The organism is Bacillus sp. 220_BSPC, from assembly GCF_001054655.1.
GTDB lineage: Bacteria > Bacillota > Bacilli > Bacillales > DSM-1321 > Peribacillus > Peribacillus frigoritolerans.
In genome coordinates this window covers 1-17,631 of the sequence record NZ_JVPL01000092.1, presented here as the reverse complement: position 1 = coordinate 17,631, position 17,631 = coordinate 1, and the positions used below count along the sequence as shown (strand labels likewise).

The window sequence follows — 17,631 nt, the reverse complement described above, 5'->3', positions numbered from 1 at the left end:
AGCCATAAAAATAGACAAACTCGATTTTCATCGAGTTTGTCTACAGTCTGCAGGCGTGCCGGTCACGCCTATTTTTTTTGCTTCTTAAAGTATTTATGGAGATGACCCTCAAAAGCGCAGGTACGTTTACGAATGATATGTTAAAAGATGTGAATATTAAATTCCGGTTATAAAAATGACAATTGTCCCATTGTATTGGGCAAAAAAACGGAAAAAGATATTTTACTGTAATTGCACTGTAACAAACGAGAAAAAACTAAGTATTTTATCATGTTGATATATTGTGTGATTTCATTTTTATCGCAAAAATAGTTCTTTTGGTACTGTCTTTTAGACTCCCTCCGCTTAAGATAAGTATGTTGATGCGTATTTTATGTTCAACAGGAGCGAGGTGAGCAAATGCTTGGTTTGTTGTTTACAGCATTCAAAAAAAAGCGTTCTTTAGAAGAAACCGTATTGAAAATTCAACAAGGCGATAATAGCCTTCGTAATGATACTATAGAGTCATTCAAACCTTTTATTGCTAAAACAGTCTCATCGGTTTGCAAACGGTACATATACGAATCAGATGATGAATTCAGTATTGGAATGATTGCTTTTAACGAGGCAATTGAAAAATACTCCCCGGAAAAAGGCCGTTCTTTATTGGCATTTGCCGAAACCCTCGTTAAACGAAGGGTTATAGATTATTTAAGAAGCCAGTCCAAACAAAAAGAAATCCTATTGGATTTAACACTGAATGATGATAATGATCAAAGCCAAATATATATCGATAATGAAAATTCCATCAATGAATACGAAATGCAGAAGGAATCGGAAAGAAGAAAAGAAGAAATTCAGCTTTATATAAGCCATCTAGAGGATTTTGGTCTGTCATTTGAGGATTTAGTTGAAAACTCTCCCAAACATGCAGATGCCAGGAAGGGAGCTATTATGATCGCTAAATTGTTAATGGAAGATGACGAACTGAAGGAAATCCTGTTTACAAAAAAGCGGCTGCCCGTAAAACAGCTTGAGGGAAAAGTGGAAGTAAGCAGAAAAACGATTGAACGGAACAGAAAATACATCATTGCCGTGGCAATCATAATAAACGGAGATTTTTTGTATTTGAATGATTATATAAAAGGGGCTATCGATGAATGAAAAAAGGAGTTATTCTTTCAGTTAATAAACGATTTGTAACCCTATTGACCCCCGAGGGTGAATTTCTGAAAACCAAAAGGCAGGAAAGGGAATATGAAGTGGGTGAGGAAATAACTTTTTCACCTGCAAAACAAAAATTCACTTTGGCCTTTTCCAATATTCATTCATCTTTCAAAAAAACGGCCGTGCTAAGCATTGCCTCCACCTTCCTGATTCTCTTTTCAATTCTTCCTTCTTATTTCTCTGGTCCTGTGTCGGCATATATGACCATAGATGTGAATCCAAGCATTGAATTGGAGCTTGATGATGATTTAGAAGTTCTCAAGCTTACCGGATTAAATGTAGACGGAAAGCTTGTGATCGGTCAGCTGAAGGACTGGAAAGGCAAGGATATAAAAGCTGTTACAAACCGAATCGTTGAAACGACGAAGCGACTTGGTTATTTGAAAGGAAATAAACAAATAGTCGTTTCCACAACGTTAATGAAAAAAAATAAAGAACTGAATAAGAATTTAAAAGAGGAGATAAAAGAAATATCTGAGCAGGATAATGTTTCCAAAACAAAGATGAAAGTGATCCAGGCAACAAAAAGCGATCGGAAGCAAGCTAGGGAACAAGGAATATCCACGGGTAAGTATCTCGAAAAGAAGTTGAATGAAGATAAAGATAAGATAAAGGTCAATAAGAGGGAGCCTGCCCCGGCGCCAGTTAAAAAAGTCGAGGAAAACGTTGTTATTCCGAAAGAAAAGGGCGTAATGCTAAGTACGGAAAACAAATCGGATGGAGAAAAGAAAAAAGAGAATAATGAAATTGAAATAAAACAAAAGCCGGCCAATGAAGCCAAACCGACTGAACGGAAAAACGCGGGTATTGAAGTTACCAAAATTAAGGAACAAACCGAACGGGGAAATACAAGTGGAAAACGGAATGCGATAAATGGATATAAGGAAAAAAGCAACGAGTCAAAAGGGAAATCGGATAGCCATCACAGCAACCAATCAAAGGACAAGCAGAAAAATGAACAGAATGAGAAAAAGTTCGATGTAAAAAAAGTTTCATCACTCAAAGAAAAGGATAGTGATGATTCTATAAAGCACGATAATAAAAATAAGCAAAATAAACAGGATAGACAAGATAAACAGGTTACACAGGATAGGCAGGAAATACAAGTTAAACAAGATAAACAGGATAAGCAATATAAACAAGATAAGAAAGATTGGGATAAGTCGAAAAGGGGTAAAGGCAATAATGGAAACGGAAATGGACATAATCATTAAAAAGAGTCCAGCATGCAGCTGGACTCTTAGCCATGGATATTTAATTGTGAATTATTGACCTTTAAGTTGAGATTGTGCTTGTTGTACAAGACGTTTCGTGATTTCTCCGCCAACTGAACCATTGGCACGTGCTGAAGTATCGGAACCTAATTGTACACCGAATTCAGATGCAATTTCATATTTGATTTGTTCTAATGCTTGTTCGATTCCTGGAACAAGAAGATTGTTACTGCTGTTAGCCATTTGAATCTCCCCTTTACTTTTTCAACGGCTTTTGCCGCTGTAATGATAGTATAAGTAGAATGTGGAGTTTTACTTATACGAGCAGCATCAAACTTATTGGTAAACCTGCCTTTTTGTTGTAAGTAAGTCAGTTTTAAAAGAGAATGGAAAAAAGCATGAAAAAAGGGTAAACTAGATTTTTAATGGTTATGTGATTTGCATAACTATAAAGGAGCAAGAAAGGAAACTCTTTATGTTTGCTATCAAAAAAATATTATCAAAGTTAACACCAGCTCAGCTTATCGTCGGTTATTATGTTTTGGCAGTCAGCATCTCGACCGTACTGTTGAGTCTGCCGGTCGCTCTTAAGCCAGGCGTGGAATTTGGATTCATGGATGCTTTATTCACAGCCGTAAGTGCAGTTAGTGTAACAGGTCTAACAGTTGTAAGTTTGCCCGAAGTGTACAATGAGGTAGGCTATTTCATTCTCATGTTCGTTCTCCAATTTGGCGGTATTGGCATCATGACACTCGGAACCTTTTTCTGGCTTATAGTGGGCAAGAAAATCGGCTTGAAGGAAAGACAATTGATCATGACGGATCAAAACCAATCGAATCTTTCCGGGCTTGTTAAATTATTGATCCAAATCATTCAGATATTTGTCGTAATTGAAATGATTGGGGCTCTCGTTTTAGGCATTTACTTTCTGAATTATTTTCCAGACGGGAAAGAAGCCTTTTTAAATGGCTTATTTTTAGCCGTAAGTGCCACCACGAATGCTGGTTTTGATATTACCGGTATTTCGATGATTCCATTTAAAGACGATTATTTTGTGCAGTTCATTACGATTATCCTGCTTACCCTTGGAGCCATTGGGTTTCCTGTCTTGATTGAGCTGAAGGAGTTTTTGTCCAATAAGGCCCGTACTTATAAGTTTCATTTTTCTTTGTTCACGAAGCTGACCTCAGTCACTTTCTTTTCCCTTATCGTTGGGGGAACGATCCTGATTTACCTTCTAGAAATTAATGGGTTCTTTAAAGGTAAGAACTGGCATGAATCGTTCTTTTACTCATTGTTTATGTCCTCCAATACGCGGAGCGGCGGGTTGGCAACCATGAATGTGAGTGACTTTTCGGAACCGACCCTTTTATTGTTGAGCATATTGATGTTCATTGGAGCTTCCCCAAGTTCAGTCGGGGGAGGAATCCGGACAACTACACTGGCCATCATGATTCTATTTTTATGGAATTTCATGAGAGGAAGGCGTTCCATAAAAGTTTTCAAACGGGAGATTCATCCCGATGATATCCGAAAAGCGACAGCGGTTATGATCATGGGATCGCTTCTTTGCATAATGGCGGTCTTCATATTATCCATTACCGAAAATTTCACTTTGATGCAAATCATTTTTGAAGTATGTTCGGCTTTCGGTTCAGTCGGCCTTTCGATGGGAATCACGCCTGACCTCAGCAATACCGGTAAAATTGTCATTATGATCATTATGTTCATTGGCCGTGTTGGGATAACCTCCCTCCTGTATATCATAGGCCATAAAGAAGTTACGGAAAATTTCCATTATCCAAAAGAACGCGTCATCATTGGGTAAATGATTTAAGTCAGTGACCTTTCCACTCGTGGAAAGGTTTTTTGTGTTGTTTGCAGGAATCATGGATAAAATGTTGAAATTTACCTATAAGTGAGTGTCCTACCATTTCAAATATGCATAAATTGATCCCTTACTTGGAATTCGATCGGATGTAGTATAAACCATTTAGGTAAGGAGGTGGAGAATGTGAAGAAATATACTGGAAGGATCATTGTCCCTGCTCTTTTTTTTGTATTGATATTACCCTATATAGGGTGGCTGGGTCATGAAGAACGCAGGTTTTCCGCCTTTGCAGGAATATATTTAATCGTAATTTTAACCATAGCCTGGTGTTTGGGTGCCATCTATGATCATAAACGGAAAACGATAGCTTTATTGCAGGATAGCGAAGGGCGTTATCGCATTTTCTCCAATTACTCTAAAGAATTGGTCAATAGCTTCAATGAGGTTATTTTCCAAACGGATGATAAAGGAAAATGGTTGTACTTAAACCCGGCATGGAAATCGATGAGTGGTGCATCCGTAAATGAATCCCTGGGGCTTCACTTTTCTAAACATATGGATAACAATTCTTATCAAGACGTATTAAAGGCCTTTGCGGACTCCTTTCATCGAGGGGATAAATATTTTCGTGCGGACATTAAACTAAATGCGAAAAAGGGAACAAGCTGGGTTGAGGCATTCGTTAAACTTATTTACGATGACGCTGGGAAATTCATCGGGACAGCGGGCATATTATCGGAAATTAATGAACGTAAACATGCAGAGGAAAAGCTTGTGAGCCTAAACGAACATTTGGCAATCACATCAAGCAAGTTATCAACGGCTGCCCAACTTGCGGCTGGGATTGCACATGAGGTCAGGAATCCGATGACGGCGATAATGGGATTCGTGAAGCTGATTAAAGATGGCGGTGCCGAAAAGCAGGAATACTACGATATTATTTTTTCGGAAATAAATCGAATCGAGAAAGTGCTGAATGAACTCTTGCTGCTATCGAAACCCACTGGGGCGGTATTCCTTGAGAAGGATATAAAGGAAAGCTGTAACCATGCCGTAACGCTGTTGGAGACAAATGCCGTACTGAACAATATTCAAATACATAAAAATTATGATTCAGAACCAATTTTTATGTATTTTGATGAAAACCAAATCAAGCAAGTGCTAATAAACATGATAAAAAATTCCATAGAATCGATGCCGAATGGCGGAAATATTTTTGTGAGCATAAATGAAAAAAATGAGGAAGTTTTTTTGAGCATTTTGGATGAAGGGGATGGTATTCCGGAAAACTCCCTTCAAAAAGTAGGAGAACCATTTTTCACTACAAAAACATCAGGAACGGGTTTGGGTCTTTCCGTTTGTTTTAGAATCATCGAAAAGCATGGAGGAAAAGTTTTCATCACAAGTGAACTGAAAAAAGGTACGAAAATCGTTTGTATATTTCCAACCGTCCAACAAAAGCAATATAGTGAGAACGAAAAGGTCAAGATACGGGATCTTGAATGACAAGAAAACAAAGGTTTAATTGTTGAAAAAATCAGAATCTTGTGTATATAATTTAAAAGTAATAACATACTAACCGGTTAGTAAGTTTAAAAGGAGGAATTCAATTTGAACTTTGAACATACTGAAAAGGTGAAAAATCTGGAAAAGAAGTTAACGGAATTCATGGAGAAGCACGTTTACCCAAATGAATCAATATACAAAAAGCAGCTCGAAGCACAGGAAAGCCGCTGGAGTGAAATTCCCCCGATTTTATCTGAATTGACGGCAAAAGCAAAAGAAGAAGGATTATGGAATTTATTTTTACCTGATAGCGGTTATGGCGCGGGTTTAACAAATCTAGAATATGCCCCGCTTTGCGAGATCATGGGTAGGTCGACGATAGGACCTGAAATCTTCAACTGTAATGCGCCGGACACTGGTAATATGGAAGTGTTGGTGAGATATGGATCGGATGAACATAAAGAACGCTGGCTGAAGCCCTTGCTTGCTGGGGAAATCCGTTCATGCTTCTCGATGACGGAACCGGAAGTGGCGTCTTCCGATGCGACCAATATCGAATGCAGGATTGAAAGGACGGGTAATGAGTATGTCATCAACGGCCGAAAATGGTGGTCTTCAGGAGCAGGCGATCCCCGATGCAAGATTGCCATCGTCATGGGTAAGACAGATCCTGAGGCGGCCAAGCATGAACAACAGTCAATGATTCTTGTCCCGCTCGATACACCGGGTGTCAAAATCGAGAGAATGCTCCCTGTGTTTGGTTATGATCATGCCCCGCATGGCCATGCCGAAATCACGTTTGAAAATGTGAGGGTCCCGGCTACGAATATTCTATGGGGTGAAGGAAAAGGATTTGCGATTGCCCAAGGAAGGCTTGGACCGGGAAGGATACATCATTGCATGAGGCTGATCGGCGCTGCTGAAAGAGCACTTGAAGAATTATGTAAGCGCATTCAAGTGCGCGTCGCTTTTGGTAAAACATTGGCGAGACAAGGTGTAATCATGGAGTGGGTTGCTGATTCACGGATTGAAATCGAACAAGCAAGACTTCTGACCTTAAAAGCTGCCTATATGATGGATACTGTCGGGAACAAGGAAGCAAAGGCGGAGATCGCGATGATAAAAGTGGTGGCACCAAATATGGCATTGAATGTACTGGACAGGGCCATCCAAGGCTTTGGAGCTGCAGGGATTTCCGATGATTTCCCTTTTGCTGCTCATTGGGCCAATGCACGGACTTTAAGGCTTGCTGATGGTCCCGATGAAGTTCATCGCTCACAAGTTGCTAAAATAGAACTTCGAAAATACCAACAAAAGCATGAGGTGAAAATATGAAAGTTACCGACTTATTCGATCTAACTGGAAAGACGGCGATCATAACCGGTGGAGGGAGAGGGTTGGGAGCACAAATAGCGACAGGCTTTGCCGAAGCTGGGGCAAATGTCGTACTTTGTTCAAGGAAGAAGGAAGCATGTGACGAAGTTGCTTCGCAAATCCAAAAACTTGGAGTCAGGGCGCTTTCCTTCAAGTGTGATATCACCAATCCGTCAGATGTACAGGAAGTCGTTAACGAAACTTACCGTGAATTTGGTGTCATCGACATATTAGTAAACAATAGCGGGGCATCCTGGGGGGCACCAGCCGTCGACATGCCTCTTGAAGCGTGGCAGAAGGTGATGAATGTAAATGTAACCGGAACCTTTATCATGAGCCAGACAACAGGCAGGGTCATGATTGAGCAGGGACATGGGAAAATCATAAACATCGCTTCCGTTGCCGGATTAGGGGGTACCGACCCGAGGGTGCTCGATACGGTCGGATATAATACGAGTAAAGGGGCGGTCATTACTTTAACGAAGGATTTGGCCGTTAAATGGGGTCAGCATAATATCAATGTTAATGCAATCGCACCAGGTTTCTTTCCGACAAAAATGACGAAAGGGGTTCTTGAGCAAGGAAAGAATCCTATCCTGGATTCCACGCCGTTAAAAAGGTTAGGGAGTGATGATGATTTGAAAGGGGCAGCGGTTTTCCTGGCCTCAAAGGCATCTGATTTTGTGACTGGAAATATTTTGATCGTCGATGGGGGTTCACATGCAAAGTAATGAAAGGTAAGTAAATATGGCTGGAGGGTATGAAATGATGAATGAAAAAAAATGGCTTTCCGTTTATCCTGATTCAATTTCAAAGGAAATAAAAGTCCCTGAGTTCCCGATGCAAAGAATCCTTCAAAATGCATGTGAGTCCCATCCAAACAATACAGCTATTACTTTTTATGACCGAAAGATATCTTATCAGGAACTTTTTCATGCGTCGCTAGCCTTTGCTTCAGCCTTGCAAAAAAAAGGTGTTCAAAAAGGTGATCGTGTCGCCATCATGCTGCCTAACTGTCCGCAGTACGTCATAGCTTATTATGGATCATTGACAACAGGGGCCATTATCACCCAAATCAACCCAATGCTGGTTGAAAGGGAGCTGCAGCATATCTTACAGGACTCCGGTGCAGAAACGATCGTTATATTGGATGGATTATACCCGAAAGTGAAAAGTGTGCAGCAACATGCAAATTTGAAAAATATTATCGTCGTAAGCCTGCAGACTTCGGAAGCAGATTTTCAGCCTGATGCGTCTTTTGATCAATTCATGAAGACAGGAGACGGCAAAATCAATCCCGTATCAATCGATCCGGAAAATGATATAGCCGTTCTTCAGTATACAGGAGGAACGACTGGCCGTTCAAAAGGGGCGATGCTGACACACAGCAATATTCTGGCCAATGTCGTTCAAACGTATGAATTCTTCAAGCATGAATTAAAAATAGGTACAGAAAGAACGCTGTCGGTCATCCCGCTTTTTCATGTTTTTGGAATGTCGTCCGCAATGAATTTATCCGTGTATATCGCGGGTGACTCCATCATGCTGCCACGATTTGAAATAGAAGAAGTACTGGAAACGATTAAGCGTGAACAGCCGACCACTTTTCCTGGTGTACCGACCATGTATGTAGCGTTGACGAATCATCCGAAGGCAGAAGAATATGGAATGGGCTCCATTCAGGTCTGTAACAGCGGAAGTGCACCGATGCCCGTGGAACTGCTGCGTGAGTTCGAACGAAAATCAGGTGCGAAGATATTGGAAGGCTACGGTCTTACGGAAGCTTCGCCAACAACGCATTGTAACCCGGCATTTGCAAAAAGGAAACCTGGGAGCGTCGGGATTGGTGTCCCTTCGACTGAATATAAGGTGATGGACCTGGGAGACGGAACGAAAGAAGTGGCATCTGGCGAATTGGGGGAATTGGTCGTCAAAGGACCTCAAGTGATGAAAGGTTACTGGAATATGCCGGAGGAAACGGCGGTGACCCTAAGGGGTGGTTGGCTTTATACGGGTGATATCGCCAAAGTTGATGAAGATGGGTACCTCTATATTGTCGACAGGAAAAAAGATTTGATCATCGCAAGTGGTTATAATATATATCCGCGAGATGTCGAGGAAGTTCTCTATGAACATCCAGCTGTCCAGGAAGCGGTTGTCATCGGAGTTCCAGATGCTTACCGAGGGGAGTCGGTAAAAGCGGTGCTTGTACTTAAAAATAATAAAACGGCCAATGAACGGGAAATCATCGATTACTGCCGTGCAAACCTATCGGCTTATAAAGTTCCGCATTTCGTTGAATTTCGTGAAGAGTTACCGAAAACAAATGTCGGAAAGATTTTAAGGCGGGCTTTAAGAGAAGAACTTTCCAGGAAGTAAGAGGGCTTTGATGGCACGAGAGCGTATGATATCAATTCAGCTGAAATTTTAACAGATTGCGAGGGTGCATACATGAAAGAAAAAATGACAGAACATAGCATACGCTTATTTGAAAAGAAGGGCTTTAGTGAAACGTCGATTTCTGATATCGTCGAATCGGTCGGAGTGACGAAGGGAACGTTTTATTATTACTTTACGAGCAAAGAGCAGTTGCTAATGGATATTCATCTAGCTTATATAGACGAGTTGCTTAGTGAGCAGGAAAGAATCATGTTGGAACCTGGGAAAAGCTGCAAGGATAAACTTTTCGATATGGTCTTGATGCTTTTAAAGAGCATTAAAACCAAAAAATCCAGCGCAACGGTCTTTTTCCGTGAAATGAAGAATCTAAGTGACGATAAGCTTGCACAAATCCTTCCTAAGCGGGATGAGTTCCGTAATAAAATCGAGCAAGTTCTGATTAGTGGCATCGAGAGCGGAGAACTGCGTTCCAATCTCGATGCATCCATCATCTCTTTTGCTATTTTGGGTGTTGCCAATTGGAGCTATCATTGGTTCGACCCAGAAGGTGAAAAAACCGAACAGGAAGTTGCAGCCATTTTTATGGGGATGATTCTGCAGGGAATTGAAGCGTGACCAGGTTACATACTAACCGGTTAGTTGAAGGGAGATAGAAGGCATGACCAACAAGCAAATTCAATCAATTACCGTTATTGGGGCTGGGCAGATGGGGCACCAAATTGCGATGCTTGCTGCACTAGGAGGTTACGAAACGATTCTTCAGGATGTTCATGAAAACGCGTTGAATGCAGCCCAAGAAAAATTGGACGTCATTTTGACTAAATGGGTTCAAAAAGGAAAATTGTCTGAAGATCGTAAATTGGCTGCTTTTAGCCGTCTTCAATATACCACCGATCTTGAGAAAGCGGCCAGTGGGGCTGATTTGATCATTGAAGCGGTAGTTGAAAAACTTGATGTGAAGCAGGAGGTTTTCGCCAAACTTGAAGAACTGGCCCCAGCAGAAACCATCTTTGCCACGAATAGTTCAACGATTGTCAATAGCCTGATTGCGAATGTGACGAATCGTCCGGATAAGTTCATTAATATGCATTTCTTTTTCCCGCCTCTAGTAATGGATTGTGTTGAGGTTGTAATGAGTGACCAAACATCCGAGGAAACAGCGAAGCTTGCAATGGAAGTCACAGAGAATATGAATAGGACAGGAGTTTTGTTGAGGAAAGAGATATCGGGATTCGTAGCCAACCGAATTTTGGGAGCGTTGCAGCGTGAGGCCTTATATTTGTATGAAGAAGGAATTGTTGGCTATAAGGATATCGATTTGATTTGCAGGAAAGCTTTAGGCCATCCCATTGGTCCTTTTGAACTGATGGATCTATCAGGTATTGATGTAGGGTATTTTGTCATGCAGCAGCGTTTCAATGAAACTGGAAATCCAGAAGACAAGCCAAATGCTTGTATAGAAGAAAAGGTGAATAAAGGACATTTAGGCAGGAAAACAGGAAAAGGCTGGTATGATTATCCAAACCAAGGAGTGAAGAATTGATGACAAAATTAATTAAAGTGGTTAAGGAAAATAAGCTTGCGGTCATCACCATCGATAATCCTCCATTAAATGTAATCAGCAAACAAGTATTCAGAGAATTGGGAGAAACTTTCGATGAACTTTCAAAAGATACTGAAACTGTTGCGGTACTCATAACCGGTGCAGGCAATATCGCATTTGCGGCCGGGGCTGATATAAAAGAATTCCCTAGCATGATGGGGAACCCGAATATGAAAGAACTGGTAAAGGAAAGTCATGCCGTCCTAACTAAAATCGAACAGTTTCCTAAACCTACGATGGCTGTATTAAATGGCCTGACCTTGGGCGGCGGATGCGAACTGGCACTGGCCTGTGATTTGCGAGTAGCTGAAACACAAGTTCAAATCGGACTGCCGGAAGTGAAATTAGGCTTATTCCCTGGAGGTGGCGGTACACAGCGTTTGTCAAGACTTGTAGGTAATGCAAAGGCAAAAGAGATTATATTTACCGGTGATCCGCTTGGTGCCGCGGAAGCGGAAAAGATTGGGCTTATCAATAAAGTCGTTGAGCAAGGCAGCGGCTTATCGGAAGCGAAAATCTTGGCCTCACGAATGACAAGGCACTCACTTCAGGCACTTTCGAGAATCAAGAAGGCGATTAATGAAGGAAGTGAGGCAACACTTGAAAAAGGTCTAGAGATTGAAACGAATCTGTTTGAAGAAATCTTCCAAACTGAAGATGTTAAAGAAGGGGTTTCCGCTTTCTTGGATAAACGTAAACCTGCTTTCGTACATCGTTAATCAAGGAGGGGTCTTATGCATGAATTGGAAGTCAGCGTCCGTTTTTCCGAAACGGATGCTTTGGGCCACATCAATAACACAAGCTATTTCGTATACCTCGAAGAAGCACGCATGAAATTTTTTGAAGCTTTAGGCCTAGCGACAAATGTAGAATCTTGGAATTTTTTGTTAGCCTCCACCAAATGCGACTTTATTGCTCAGGGATATTTCAATCAACTCTTGACCATTCGTACATCTTTGACAAAGGTAGGTACGAAAAGCTGTGATATGGTCCATGATATCCTCTGTTCACAAACTGGGGAAGTGATTGCTAAAGGAAGCGCAGTTTTAGTCTGTTTTAATTTTTTGAAACAAAAAAGTGAACCTATTCCTGAATTTATTAAAGAAAAGCTCATTTCACATCTTGTTCATAATTAGAATGACAAAGTCTAAAGGAGTGGAAGAACATGGTTGACGATACGATTCCTGTTCGGCCCGGCGAGGAATTGAATATTGCTGCATTAGAAGGTTTCCTAAGAAAAAATGTATTGGACCTTCCAAATGAACCGTTGGAATTACAACAATTTTCCATGGGCTATTCCAATTTGACCTATCAGCTGAAAGTTGGTGAGTGGGAGGCTGTTCTCAGAAGGCCGCCGCTTGGCCCTGTTGCTCCAAAGGCACATGATATGAAGCGTGAACATCATATCCTTTCCTCAATCAACCCATATTTCCAAGCAGCTCCCGAGCCTATTCTGTTCTCGGATGATGAATCGGTTGCGGGGGCCCCTTTTTTCCTAATGGAAAGGAAACATGGAATTGTAATAGATACTGAATTTCCCAAGGGAATCGAGCCTACTGTTGAAAAGTGCCGACAGCTTTCATATGTGATGGTGAATCGGCTTGCTGATCTTCACTCGATTCCCTATGAGAAAACGGGTTTGGTCGAAATATCCAAACCTGAAGGGTTCATTGAAAGACAAGTACACGGATGGATTTCCCGCTATGAGAGAGCAAAGACTGATGAAATCAAGGAAATTCGTCCGCTTATTAATTATTTTCAACATAATATCCCGAAGTATAGCCAGACTTCAATAATCCATTATGACTATAAGATCAATAATGCCATGTTCAATCAGGACCTTACAGAGATGGTTGGTTTATTTGATTGGGAAATGTCCACCGTTGGTGATCCGCTAGCCGATCTAGGAGTGGCATTAAGCTACTGGACGGAAAGCGGTGACCCGGAACTTATCAAAATCGGTGTGGGTCAAGCGTCCGTCACGACTTTAACTGGTTTCCTGACTCGAAGGGAATTTATCGAGACGTATGCAGCAAGAAGTGGCAGGGATGTTACCAACGTCGATTTTTATTTAACCTTTGGTTATTTTAAGTTAGCTGTCATCCTTCAGCAAATCTATTATCGATATAAAAAAGGCCAGACTGATGATCCCCGTTTTTCCAATCTTGGAAAAACGGTTAAAAGCTTACTCACTCATGCTGCAGATGTAGCTGCGAAGGAAGTTTAATAAAATGGAATATATTCAAAACATTCATTTACTACTAAAAAAAGAAGAGATAGATGTGGAAAAGCTTCAAGAAGGGGAGAAAGTTGCGGTCATCCTGGATGTGTTATTAGCGACTACCACGATTATTTCAGCACTTCATGATGGAGCACGCCAGGTGATACCTGTCATGGATCCACTGGATGCCTTGGTGAAAAGCCAGGAATTGGACCATGGGGATTTTGTAGTGGCAGGAGAACTAAAGGCAAAGCCGGTTGATGATTTAATGTATCCAAGTCCAACGCTATTGAGTAAGTTGGTACGCGGTAAAACTTTAATATTGTCCACTACTAATGGAACGGTCGCGTTGAGGAATTCAGCCGCTGCCAAAAGGGTTTATATTGCTTCTTTGTTGAATAATCCGTCTGTTGCGGAAAAAATAAAAAAATATCATAAAACAGAAACGATCCTCATCGTTTGTTCGGGAAATTCAGGTGAATTCAGTCTGGAAGACTTTTACGGTGCAGGCCATTTGATAGATTGCCTGATTGCTGGATCACAAGGTACGTTCATACTCAACGATGCAGCAAAGGCTGCCAATGCGCTTTATCGCACGAATAGCGAAAATGCCTTTGATATCCTGAAATCATCGTATGTCGGACAGTTGTTTGACAAACATAGTTTGATCGCCGATTTGGAATTGGCGGCGCAAAAAGGTTCGTTGGATCTTGTCCCAGAGTTGGTGGATGGAAGGATCGAAGCGGAATTGAAAAGGCAGGAAACGTAGTTCAAAAATACAGAAAAGGAGTGAAGGGGATGAGGTTTTCGCAGTCAATAGCGGTGGTTACAGGTGCAGGCTCTGGTATTGGGAAAGCTACGGCGATGCGCTTGTCGGATGAAGGGGCAAAAGTGCTGTTGGTAGGGCGGACGAAAGGAAAGCTGGAGGAAGCAGCTGCAGAAATCAATGCCAGGCACCCGATTCCGGTTGCTGATATTTTCCCTGCAGATGTTACCGTCGAGGAAGAGGTAATGGAGCTGGCCAAGTATGTGAAGGGAAAATATCGTGACCTTCACATTTTAATCAATAACGCAGGTGGTTCAAAGTCCTCAAAGCTCCTGGATACATCTGCAGCTGATTGGGATATGATTCAACATGTCAATTTGAAAAGTGTCTTTCTAGTTTCCAAGTATTTGGGGAAATTGATGGAAGAAGGAGCTAGTGGCGGAAATGAAGGTTCCAGCAATCGGGCAATCGTGAATGTGGCTTCACTGTCAGGACATCAGGCAGGAGCGTTCATCCCGCATTACAGCTCTGCTAAAGCCGGAGTCATCAGTTTAACGAAATCTTTGGCACTGGAACTCGCTGCAGTCGGCATTCGGGTCAATTCCGTATCACCGGGATTCATTGAAACGCCATTGACGGAGGATGGACTGCAAAATGAAAGATTCGTAAAGTCCATTCAACGGAACACGGCACTGGAAAGAGTGGGGAAAGCGGAGGAAATAAGTAATGTCATTACCTTTGCTGCTTCCCCGGAGGCTTCCTATATGACTGGGACGGATTTATTGGTTGATGGCGGCTGGTTGATCAAATAGAAAAAGGGGATGGGCAAATGTTAAAAGAACACTTATTGAAAGAAGTAATTGATAATGTAATGATCCTGACTTTGAATCGCCCTGAAAGCTTGAATGCATTTAGTCCGGATATGATTGCAAGCTTAACGAAAGCGATTAAGGATGTAAAACAAACACCGCATATAAGGGCAGTCATCATCAAAGGGGCGGGAAGGTCATTCACTGCAGGAGGCGACGTCAAGTCAATGGGGCAGGCCTCTGCAGGTCAATTGTATGATCATGTTGGCAGAATGAATGAATGCATATTGGCTCTGGATGCTTCCGAGGTTCCAGTAATCGCTGCCGTCCATGGATTTGCTGCTGGTGCCGGATTCAATTTGGCACTCGCCTGTGATCTGATCGTGGCTTCCGATGATAGTCAATTTGCCATGAGTTTTTCACAGGTAGGCCTGATCTCTGATGGAGGGGGTTCGTATTTTTTACCTAAATTGGTAGGGCCCCACCTTGCAAAGCAGCTCTTCTTTTCGGCCGAGCCAATTTCTGGGGAACGCTTATATCAGCTTGGTGTCATTAATTATTTATATCCACTCAATCAACTTGAAGAGGAATCATTGAAACTTGCGGTAAAACTGGCAAATGGACCGACAAAAGCATATGGGATGATGAAAAAGCTCGTCAGCCATTCATTTACGGCTACACTTGATGAAATACTGGAACAGGAACGTATTACGCAAACCTTGATGGCTTCCACGGAAGATCATCTGGAGGGGGTAGCAGCATTCAAAGAAAAAAGAAAGCCGGAATTTACAGGAAATTAATAAGGGAGGGATAAAGATGAAAGCTATTCATTTTGAAGAATACGGCGGACCGGAAGTACTGAAATTGACTGAAATGGAAAGGCCTGTGCCAACAGGGCATGAAGTTCTGATTGAAATCGATTGTGTAGGCGTCAATTATGCAGATACAGCCAGAAGGGAAGGGCAATATGTAGTTCCTACGCCGCTTCCGTTCATTCCCGGTGCGGAAGTGGCTGGCGTAGTGGTGGAAGTTGGTGGAAAGGTGACCAAAATCAAACCTGGTACAAGGGTCGTCAGCTTAATTGAATCTGGTGGATATTCAGAATATGCCCTTTCTGATGAATTCTCGGCCATTCCGCTTCCTGATGCCATTCAGTTCCATGAAGCTGTTGCCTTGCCCCTCCAAGGTCTGAGCGCCTATCATATTCTTAAGACAATGGGACGCATGCAACAGGGGGAAACGGTATTGGTCCATGCTGCTGCTGGGGGAGTGGGAACGATTGCCGTACAGTTAGCCAAAATCTTCGGGGCTGGAAAAGTGATTGCCACCGCCAGTACAGTGGAAAAGTTGGAACTGGCTAAAGAGATGGGGGCAGATGAACTCATTGATTACACGCAAGAAGGATGGGAAATGAAAGTCCGTGAGGTCACGGGAGGAAAGGGAGTAGACGTCGCGCTGGAAATGGCTGGAGGGGATATTTTCAATAAAACATTGAAATGTTTGGCTCCCTTTGGACGTCTTGTTGTTTTTGGTAATGCAAGTCGTAAGCCTTATACGATGAACCCGCAGCAATTAATGAGGCGCAATCAATCCGTCGTGGGTTTTTTCCTGCCACAGATCATGAAACACCCGGATTTGCTGTTGCCTAGCATTCAAGACCTTTTTGCATACGTTGCGTCTGGGGAGCTTAAGTTAACTATCGGGGGCATCTACCCAATTGAAAAGGCAGCAGCCGTTCATGAGGAAATGAACGCCCGGCAAACGAAAGGGAAGTTGATTTTGCAGGTTAAATGAGAATAAGGGGTGTATGATGCACCCCTTCTAGGATTTCACTTGTTCCTTTGACCCTAAAGAAAGCACGCCTCAATCCGTATCAGTGCTAACATCTTTATCTGGATGCATGAAAGGCGGCTGCGGCGCTATTTTAGACTCTAATAGTTGGCGGTTTTCAGTTGAATTCCAGCCTATATCATTGGTGGGGTGTACCCATTCGTCTCCAGCCATGATTTCCGGGTCTGTATCTTCGCTCCAGTTTTCGAGTGGTGAGTTTTCAGAGGCATATTTACTGTCGCCAATTACGACTCCATAATCATTGACGAATGGAGCCTGTGGTTTTATGCCGGTCCCTTTAAAGCTTGGTGCGTTAATTTGGTGTGGTTGTGTATCGTCGACAATTGGTGAATCCAATTTCTTTTTCATGTAGTGTCTCCCTTTTCGTTTTACGGTTATTTTTCTCGTCTGTCCCTATATTATCCCTGAATAATTTCCGGCATTTTTACCCCATTCTAAAAGGTAAACTATATTAAAAAGGGTGGATGAAAATGAAACGGAAAGCCAATGTGGATGGAGCTGTCAAAGCAAGTAAAACGCCAAAAAGAAATCAAGCTGAAAATGAATTTTCCAATGAGTTCGCAATGGAGGAAAATGCAATGAAAGGTGCCAACCGCAATTCAAAGCAAGGCAGAAAAGGAAGAAGTAATGGATAAAGAAAAACGGAACAGCGGGGAAAAGATGGGTGAACATGTACGGACTGAATTTGGAATCGAATTCAGCGGCGATATGAACGCAACTAAAATTTATGAAATTTTGGCAAAAGAAAATAAAAAACGTGAAAGTGATAAGTAAAAAGGACGGACCCAGCCTTGGGTCCGTCCAGACTGTAGACAAACTCGATGAAAATCGAGTTTGTCTATTTTTATGG

20 protein-coding genes are annotated in these 17,631 nt (G+C 42.0%); 18 read left to right on the top strand and 2 right to left on the bottom strand.

The features are described 5' to 3' along the window. The first annotated feature begins 399 nt into the window (after nt 1-399). Nucleotides 400-1,143, top strand: a complete 744-nt coding sequence (gene sigI, locus ADA55_RS05880) for an RNA polymerase sigma factor SigI (protein WP_048680473.1) — start codon at nt 400-402, stop codon at nt 1,141-1,143. Beyond that, nucleotides 1,140-2,420 (top strand): anti-sigma factor domain-containing protein, encoded by a 1,281-nt coding sequence (locus ADA55_RS05875; RefSeq protein WP_048680469.1) that lies wholly within the window; start codon nt 1,140-1,142, stop codon nt 2,418-2,420. Before sigI ends, ADA55_RS05875 begins: the two co-directional genes overlap by 4 nt. 51 nt (nt 2,421-2,471) lie before the next feature. On the opposite strand, the gene ADA55_RS05870 is transcribed toward ADA55_RS05875, so the two are convergent. Then, entirely contained in the window at nt 2,472-2,663 is a 192-nt protein-coding gene (locus tag ADA55_RS05870) for an alpha/beta-type small acid-soluble spore protein (protein WP_034314196.1), read from the bottom strand. Nucleotides 2,664-2,838: 175 nt separating this feature from the next. Here ADA55_RS05870 and ADA55_RS05865 point away from each other — a divergent pair, with 175 nt between their 5' ends. From ADA55_RS05865 to ADA55_RS05800, 14 genes are all read left to right on the top strand, one after another. Continuing rightward, nucleotides 2,839-4,248 carry a TrkH family potassium uptake protein gene (locus ADA55_RS05865; protein ID WP_286676049.1) on the top strand — a complete coding sequence of 470 codons (1,410 nt, stop codon included), beginning with the start codon at nt 2,839-2,841 and terminating at the stop codon, nt 4,246-4,248. Nucleotides 4,249-4,434: 186 nt separating this feature from the next. Beyond that, nucleotides 4,435-5,757: an ATP-binding protein gene (locus ADA55_RS05860; RefSeq protein ID WP_048680463.1), complete on the top strand. Its 1,323-nt coding sequence runs from the start codon at nt 4,435-4,437 to the stop codon at nt 5,755-5,757. 105 nt (nt 5,758-5,862) lie between these two features. Then, nucleotides 5,863-7,092 carry an acyl-CoA dehydrogenase family protein gene (locus ADA55_RS05855; RefSeq protein WP_048680460.1) on the top strand — a complete coding sequence of 410 codons (1,230 nt, stop codon included), beginning with the start codon at nt 5,863-5,865 and terminating at the stop codon, nt 7,090-7,092. Further along, entirely contained in the window at nt 7,089-7,862 is a 774-nt protein-coding gene (locus ADA55_RS05850) for an SDR family oxidoreductase (RefSeq protein WP_048680453.1), read from the top strand. The genes ADA55_RS05855 and ADA55_RS05850 overlap by 4 nt, the downstream gene beginning before the upstream one ends. Nucleotides 7,863-7,899: 37 nt before the next feature. Next, nucleotides 7,900-9,510: a long-chain-fatty-acid--CoA ligase gene (locus ADA55_RS05845; RefSeq protein WP_048680480.1), complete on the top strand. Its 1,611-nt coding sequence runs from the start codon at nt 7,900-7,902 to the stop codon at nt 9,508-9,510. 72 nt (nt 9,511-9,582) lie between these two features. After that, entirely contained in the window at nt 9,583-10,146 is a 564-nt protein-coding gene (locus ADA55_RS05840) for a TetR/AcrR family transcriptional regulator (RefSeq protein WP_048680450.1), read from the top strand. A gap of 43 nt (nt 10,147-10,189) precedes the next feature. Next, on the top strand, nt 10,190-11,074 hold the full coding sequence (locus ADA55_RS05835) for a 3-hydroxyacyl-CoA dehydrogenase family protein (RefSeq protein ID WP_048680446.1): 885 nt from the start codon (nt 10,190-10,192) through the stop codon (nt 11,072-11,074). Further along, entirely contained in the window at nt 11,074-11,853 is a 780-nt protein-coding gene (locus tag ADA55_RS05830) for an enoyl-CoA hydratase (RefSeq protein ID WP_048680443.1), read from the top strand. The genes ADA55_RS05835 and ADA55_RS05830 overlap by 1 nt, the downstream gene beginning before the upstream one ends. Before the next feature lie 15 nt (nt 11,854-11,868). Continuing rightward, entirely contained in the window at nt 11,869-12,270 is a 402-nt protein-coding gene (locus ADA55_RS05825; protein ID WP_048680441.1) for an acyl-CoA thioesterase, read from the top strand. Between the two features lie 29 nt (nt 12,271-12,299). Next, nucleotides 12,300-13,361: a phosphotransferase family protein gene (locus ADA55_RS05820; protein ID WP_048680439.1), complete on the top strand. Its 1,062-nt coding sequence runs from the start codon at nt 12,300-12,302 to the stop codon at nt 13,359-13,361. A gap of 4 nt (nt 13,362-13,365) precedes the next feature. Then, nucleotides 13,366-14,124 carry a 2-phosphosulfolactate phosphatase gene (locus ADA55_RS05815; RefSeq protein WP_226990422.1) on the top strand — a complete coding sequence of 253 codons (759 nt, stop codon included), beginning with the start codon at nt 13,366-13,368 and terminating at the stop codon, nt 14,122-14,124. Nucleotides 14,125-14,153: 29 nt separating this feature from the next. Beyond that, entirely contained in the window at nt 14,154-14,933 is a 780-nt protein-coding gene (locus tag ADA55_RS05810) for an SDR family NAD(P)-dependent oxidoreductase (RefSeq protein WP_048680437.1), read from the top strand. Nucleotides 14,934-14,950: 17 nt separating this feature from the next. Next, complete coding sequence (locus tag ADA55_RS05805; protein ID WP_034314172.1) at nt 14,951-15,730, top strand: enoyl-CoA hydratase/isomerase family protein; 780 nt, start codon at nt 14,951-14,953, stop codon at nt 15,728-15,730. Nucleotides 15,731-15,746: 16 nt separating this feature from the next. After that, nucleotides 15,747-16,724, top strand: a complete 978-nt coding sequence (locus ADA55_RS05800; RefSeq protein ID WP_048680433.1) for a quinone oxidoreductase family protein — start codon at nt 15,747-15,749, stop codon at nt 16,722-16,724. 69 nt (nt 16,725-16,793) lie between these two features. On the opposite strand, the gene ADA55_RS05795 is transcribed toward ADA55_RS05800, so the two are convergent. Further along, nucleotides 16,794-17,129 carry a DUF3905 domain-containing protein gene (locus ADA55_RS05795; RefSeq protein ID WP_048680429.1) on the bottom strand — a complete coding sequence of 112 codons (336 nt, stop codon included), beginning with the start codon at nt 17,127-17,129 and terminating at the stop codon, nt 16,794-16,796. A gap of 122 nt (nt 17,130-17,251) precedes the next feature. Between ADA55_RS05795 and ADA55_RS29995 the strand changes: the two genes are divergently transcribed. Beyond that, the gene (locus ADA55_RS29995; protein WP_057278994.1) at nt 17,252-17,416 is read left to right on the top strand and encodes a hypothetical protein; all 165 of its coding nucleotides are present in this window, start codon (nt 17,252-17,254) and stop codon (nt 17,414-17,416) included. Then, nucleotides 17,409-17,555, top strand: a complete 147-nt coding sequence (locus ADA55_RS29990; protein ID WP_164468810.1) for a hypothetical protein — start codon at nt 17,409-17,411, stop codon at nt 17,553-17,555. The genes ADA55_RS29995 and ADA55_RS29990 overlap by 8 nt, the downstream gene beginning before the upstream one ends. Nucleotides 17,556-17,631 lie beyond the last annotated feature (76 nt).

Excerpts from the sequence above, each read along its gene's own strand:
- sigI (WP_048680473.1), top strand. The coding sequence starts at position 400 with ATGCTTGGTTTGTTGTTTACAGCATTCAAAAAAAAGCGTTCTTTAGAA.
- ADA55_RS05875 (WP_048680469.1), top strand. The coding sequence starts at position 1,140 with ATGAAAAAAGGAGTTATTCTTTCAGTTAATAAACGATTTGTAACCCTA.
- ADA55_RS05870 (WP_034314196.1), bottom strand. The coding sequence starts at position 2,663 with ATGGCTAACAGCAGTAACAATCTTCTTGTTCCAGGAATCGAACAAGCA.
- ADA55_RS05850 (WP_048680453.1), top strand. The coding sequence starts at position 7,089 with ATGAAAGTTACCGACTTATTCGATCTAACTGGAAAGACGGCGATCATA.
- ADA55_RS05845 (WP_048680480.1), top strand. The coding sequence starts at position 7,900 with ATGAATGAAAAAAAATGGCTTTCCGTTTATCCTGATTCAATTTCAAAG.
- ADA55_RS05840 (WP_048680450.1), top strand. The coding sequence starts at position 9,583 with ATGAAAGAAAAAATGACAGAACATAGCATACGCTTATTTGAAAAGAAG.
- ADA55_RS05835 (WP_048680446.1), top strand. The coding sequence starts at position 10,190 with ATGACCAACAAGCAAATTCAATCAATTACCGTTATTGGGGCTGGGCAG.
- ADA55_RS05830 (WP_048680443.1), top strand. The coding sequence starts at position 11,074 with ATGACAAAATTAATTAAAGTGGTTAAGGAAAATAAGCTTGCGGTCATC.
- ADA55_RS05825 (WP_048680441.1), top strand. The coding sequence starts at position 11,869 with ATGCATGAATTGGAAGTCAGCGTCCGTTTTTCCGAAACGGATGCTTTG.
- ADA55_RS05820 (WP_048680439.1), top strand. The coding sequence starts at position 12,300 with ATGGTTGACGATACGATTCCTGTTCGGCCCGGCGAGGAATTGAATATT.
- ADA55_RS05815 (WP_226990422.1), top strand. The coding sequence starts at position 13,366 with ATGGAATATATTCAAAACATTCATTTACTACTAAAAAAAGAAGAGATA.
- ADA55_RS05810 (WP_048680437.1), top strand. The coding sequence starts at position 14,154 with ATGAGGTTTTCGCAGTCAATAGCGGTGGTTACAGGTGCAGGCTCTGGT.
- ADA55_RS05805 (WP_034314172.1), top strand. The coding sequence starts at position 14,951 with ATGTTAAAAGAACACTTATTGAAAGAAGTAATTGATAATGTAATGATC.
- ADA55_RS05800 (WP_048680433.1), top strand. The coding sequence starts at position 15,747 with ATGAAAGCTATTCATTTTGAAGAATACGGCGGACCGGAAGTACTGAAA.
- ADA55_RS05795 (WP_048680429.1), bottom strand. The coding sequence starts at position 17,129 with ATGAAAAAGAAATTGGATTCACCAATTGTCGACGATACACAACCACAC.
- ADA55_RS29995 (WP_057278994.1), top strand. The coding sequence starts at position 17,252 with ATGAAACGGAAAGCCAATGTGGATGGAGCTGTCAAAGCAAGTAAAACG.
- ADA55_RS29990 (WP_164468810.1), top strand. The coding sequence starts at position 17,409 with ATGGATAAAGAAAAACGGAACAGCGGGGAAAAGATGGGTGAACATGTA.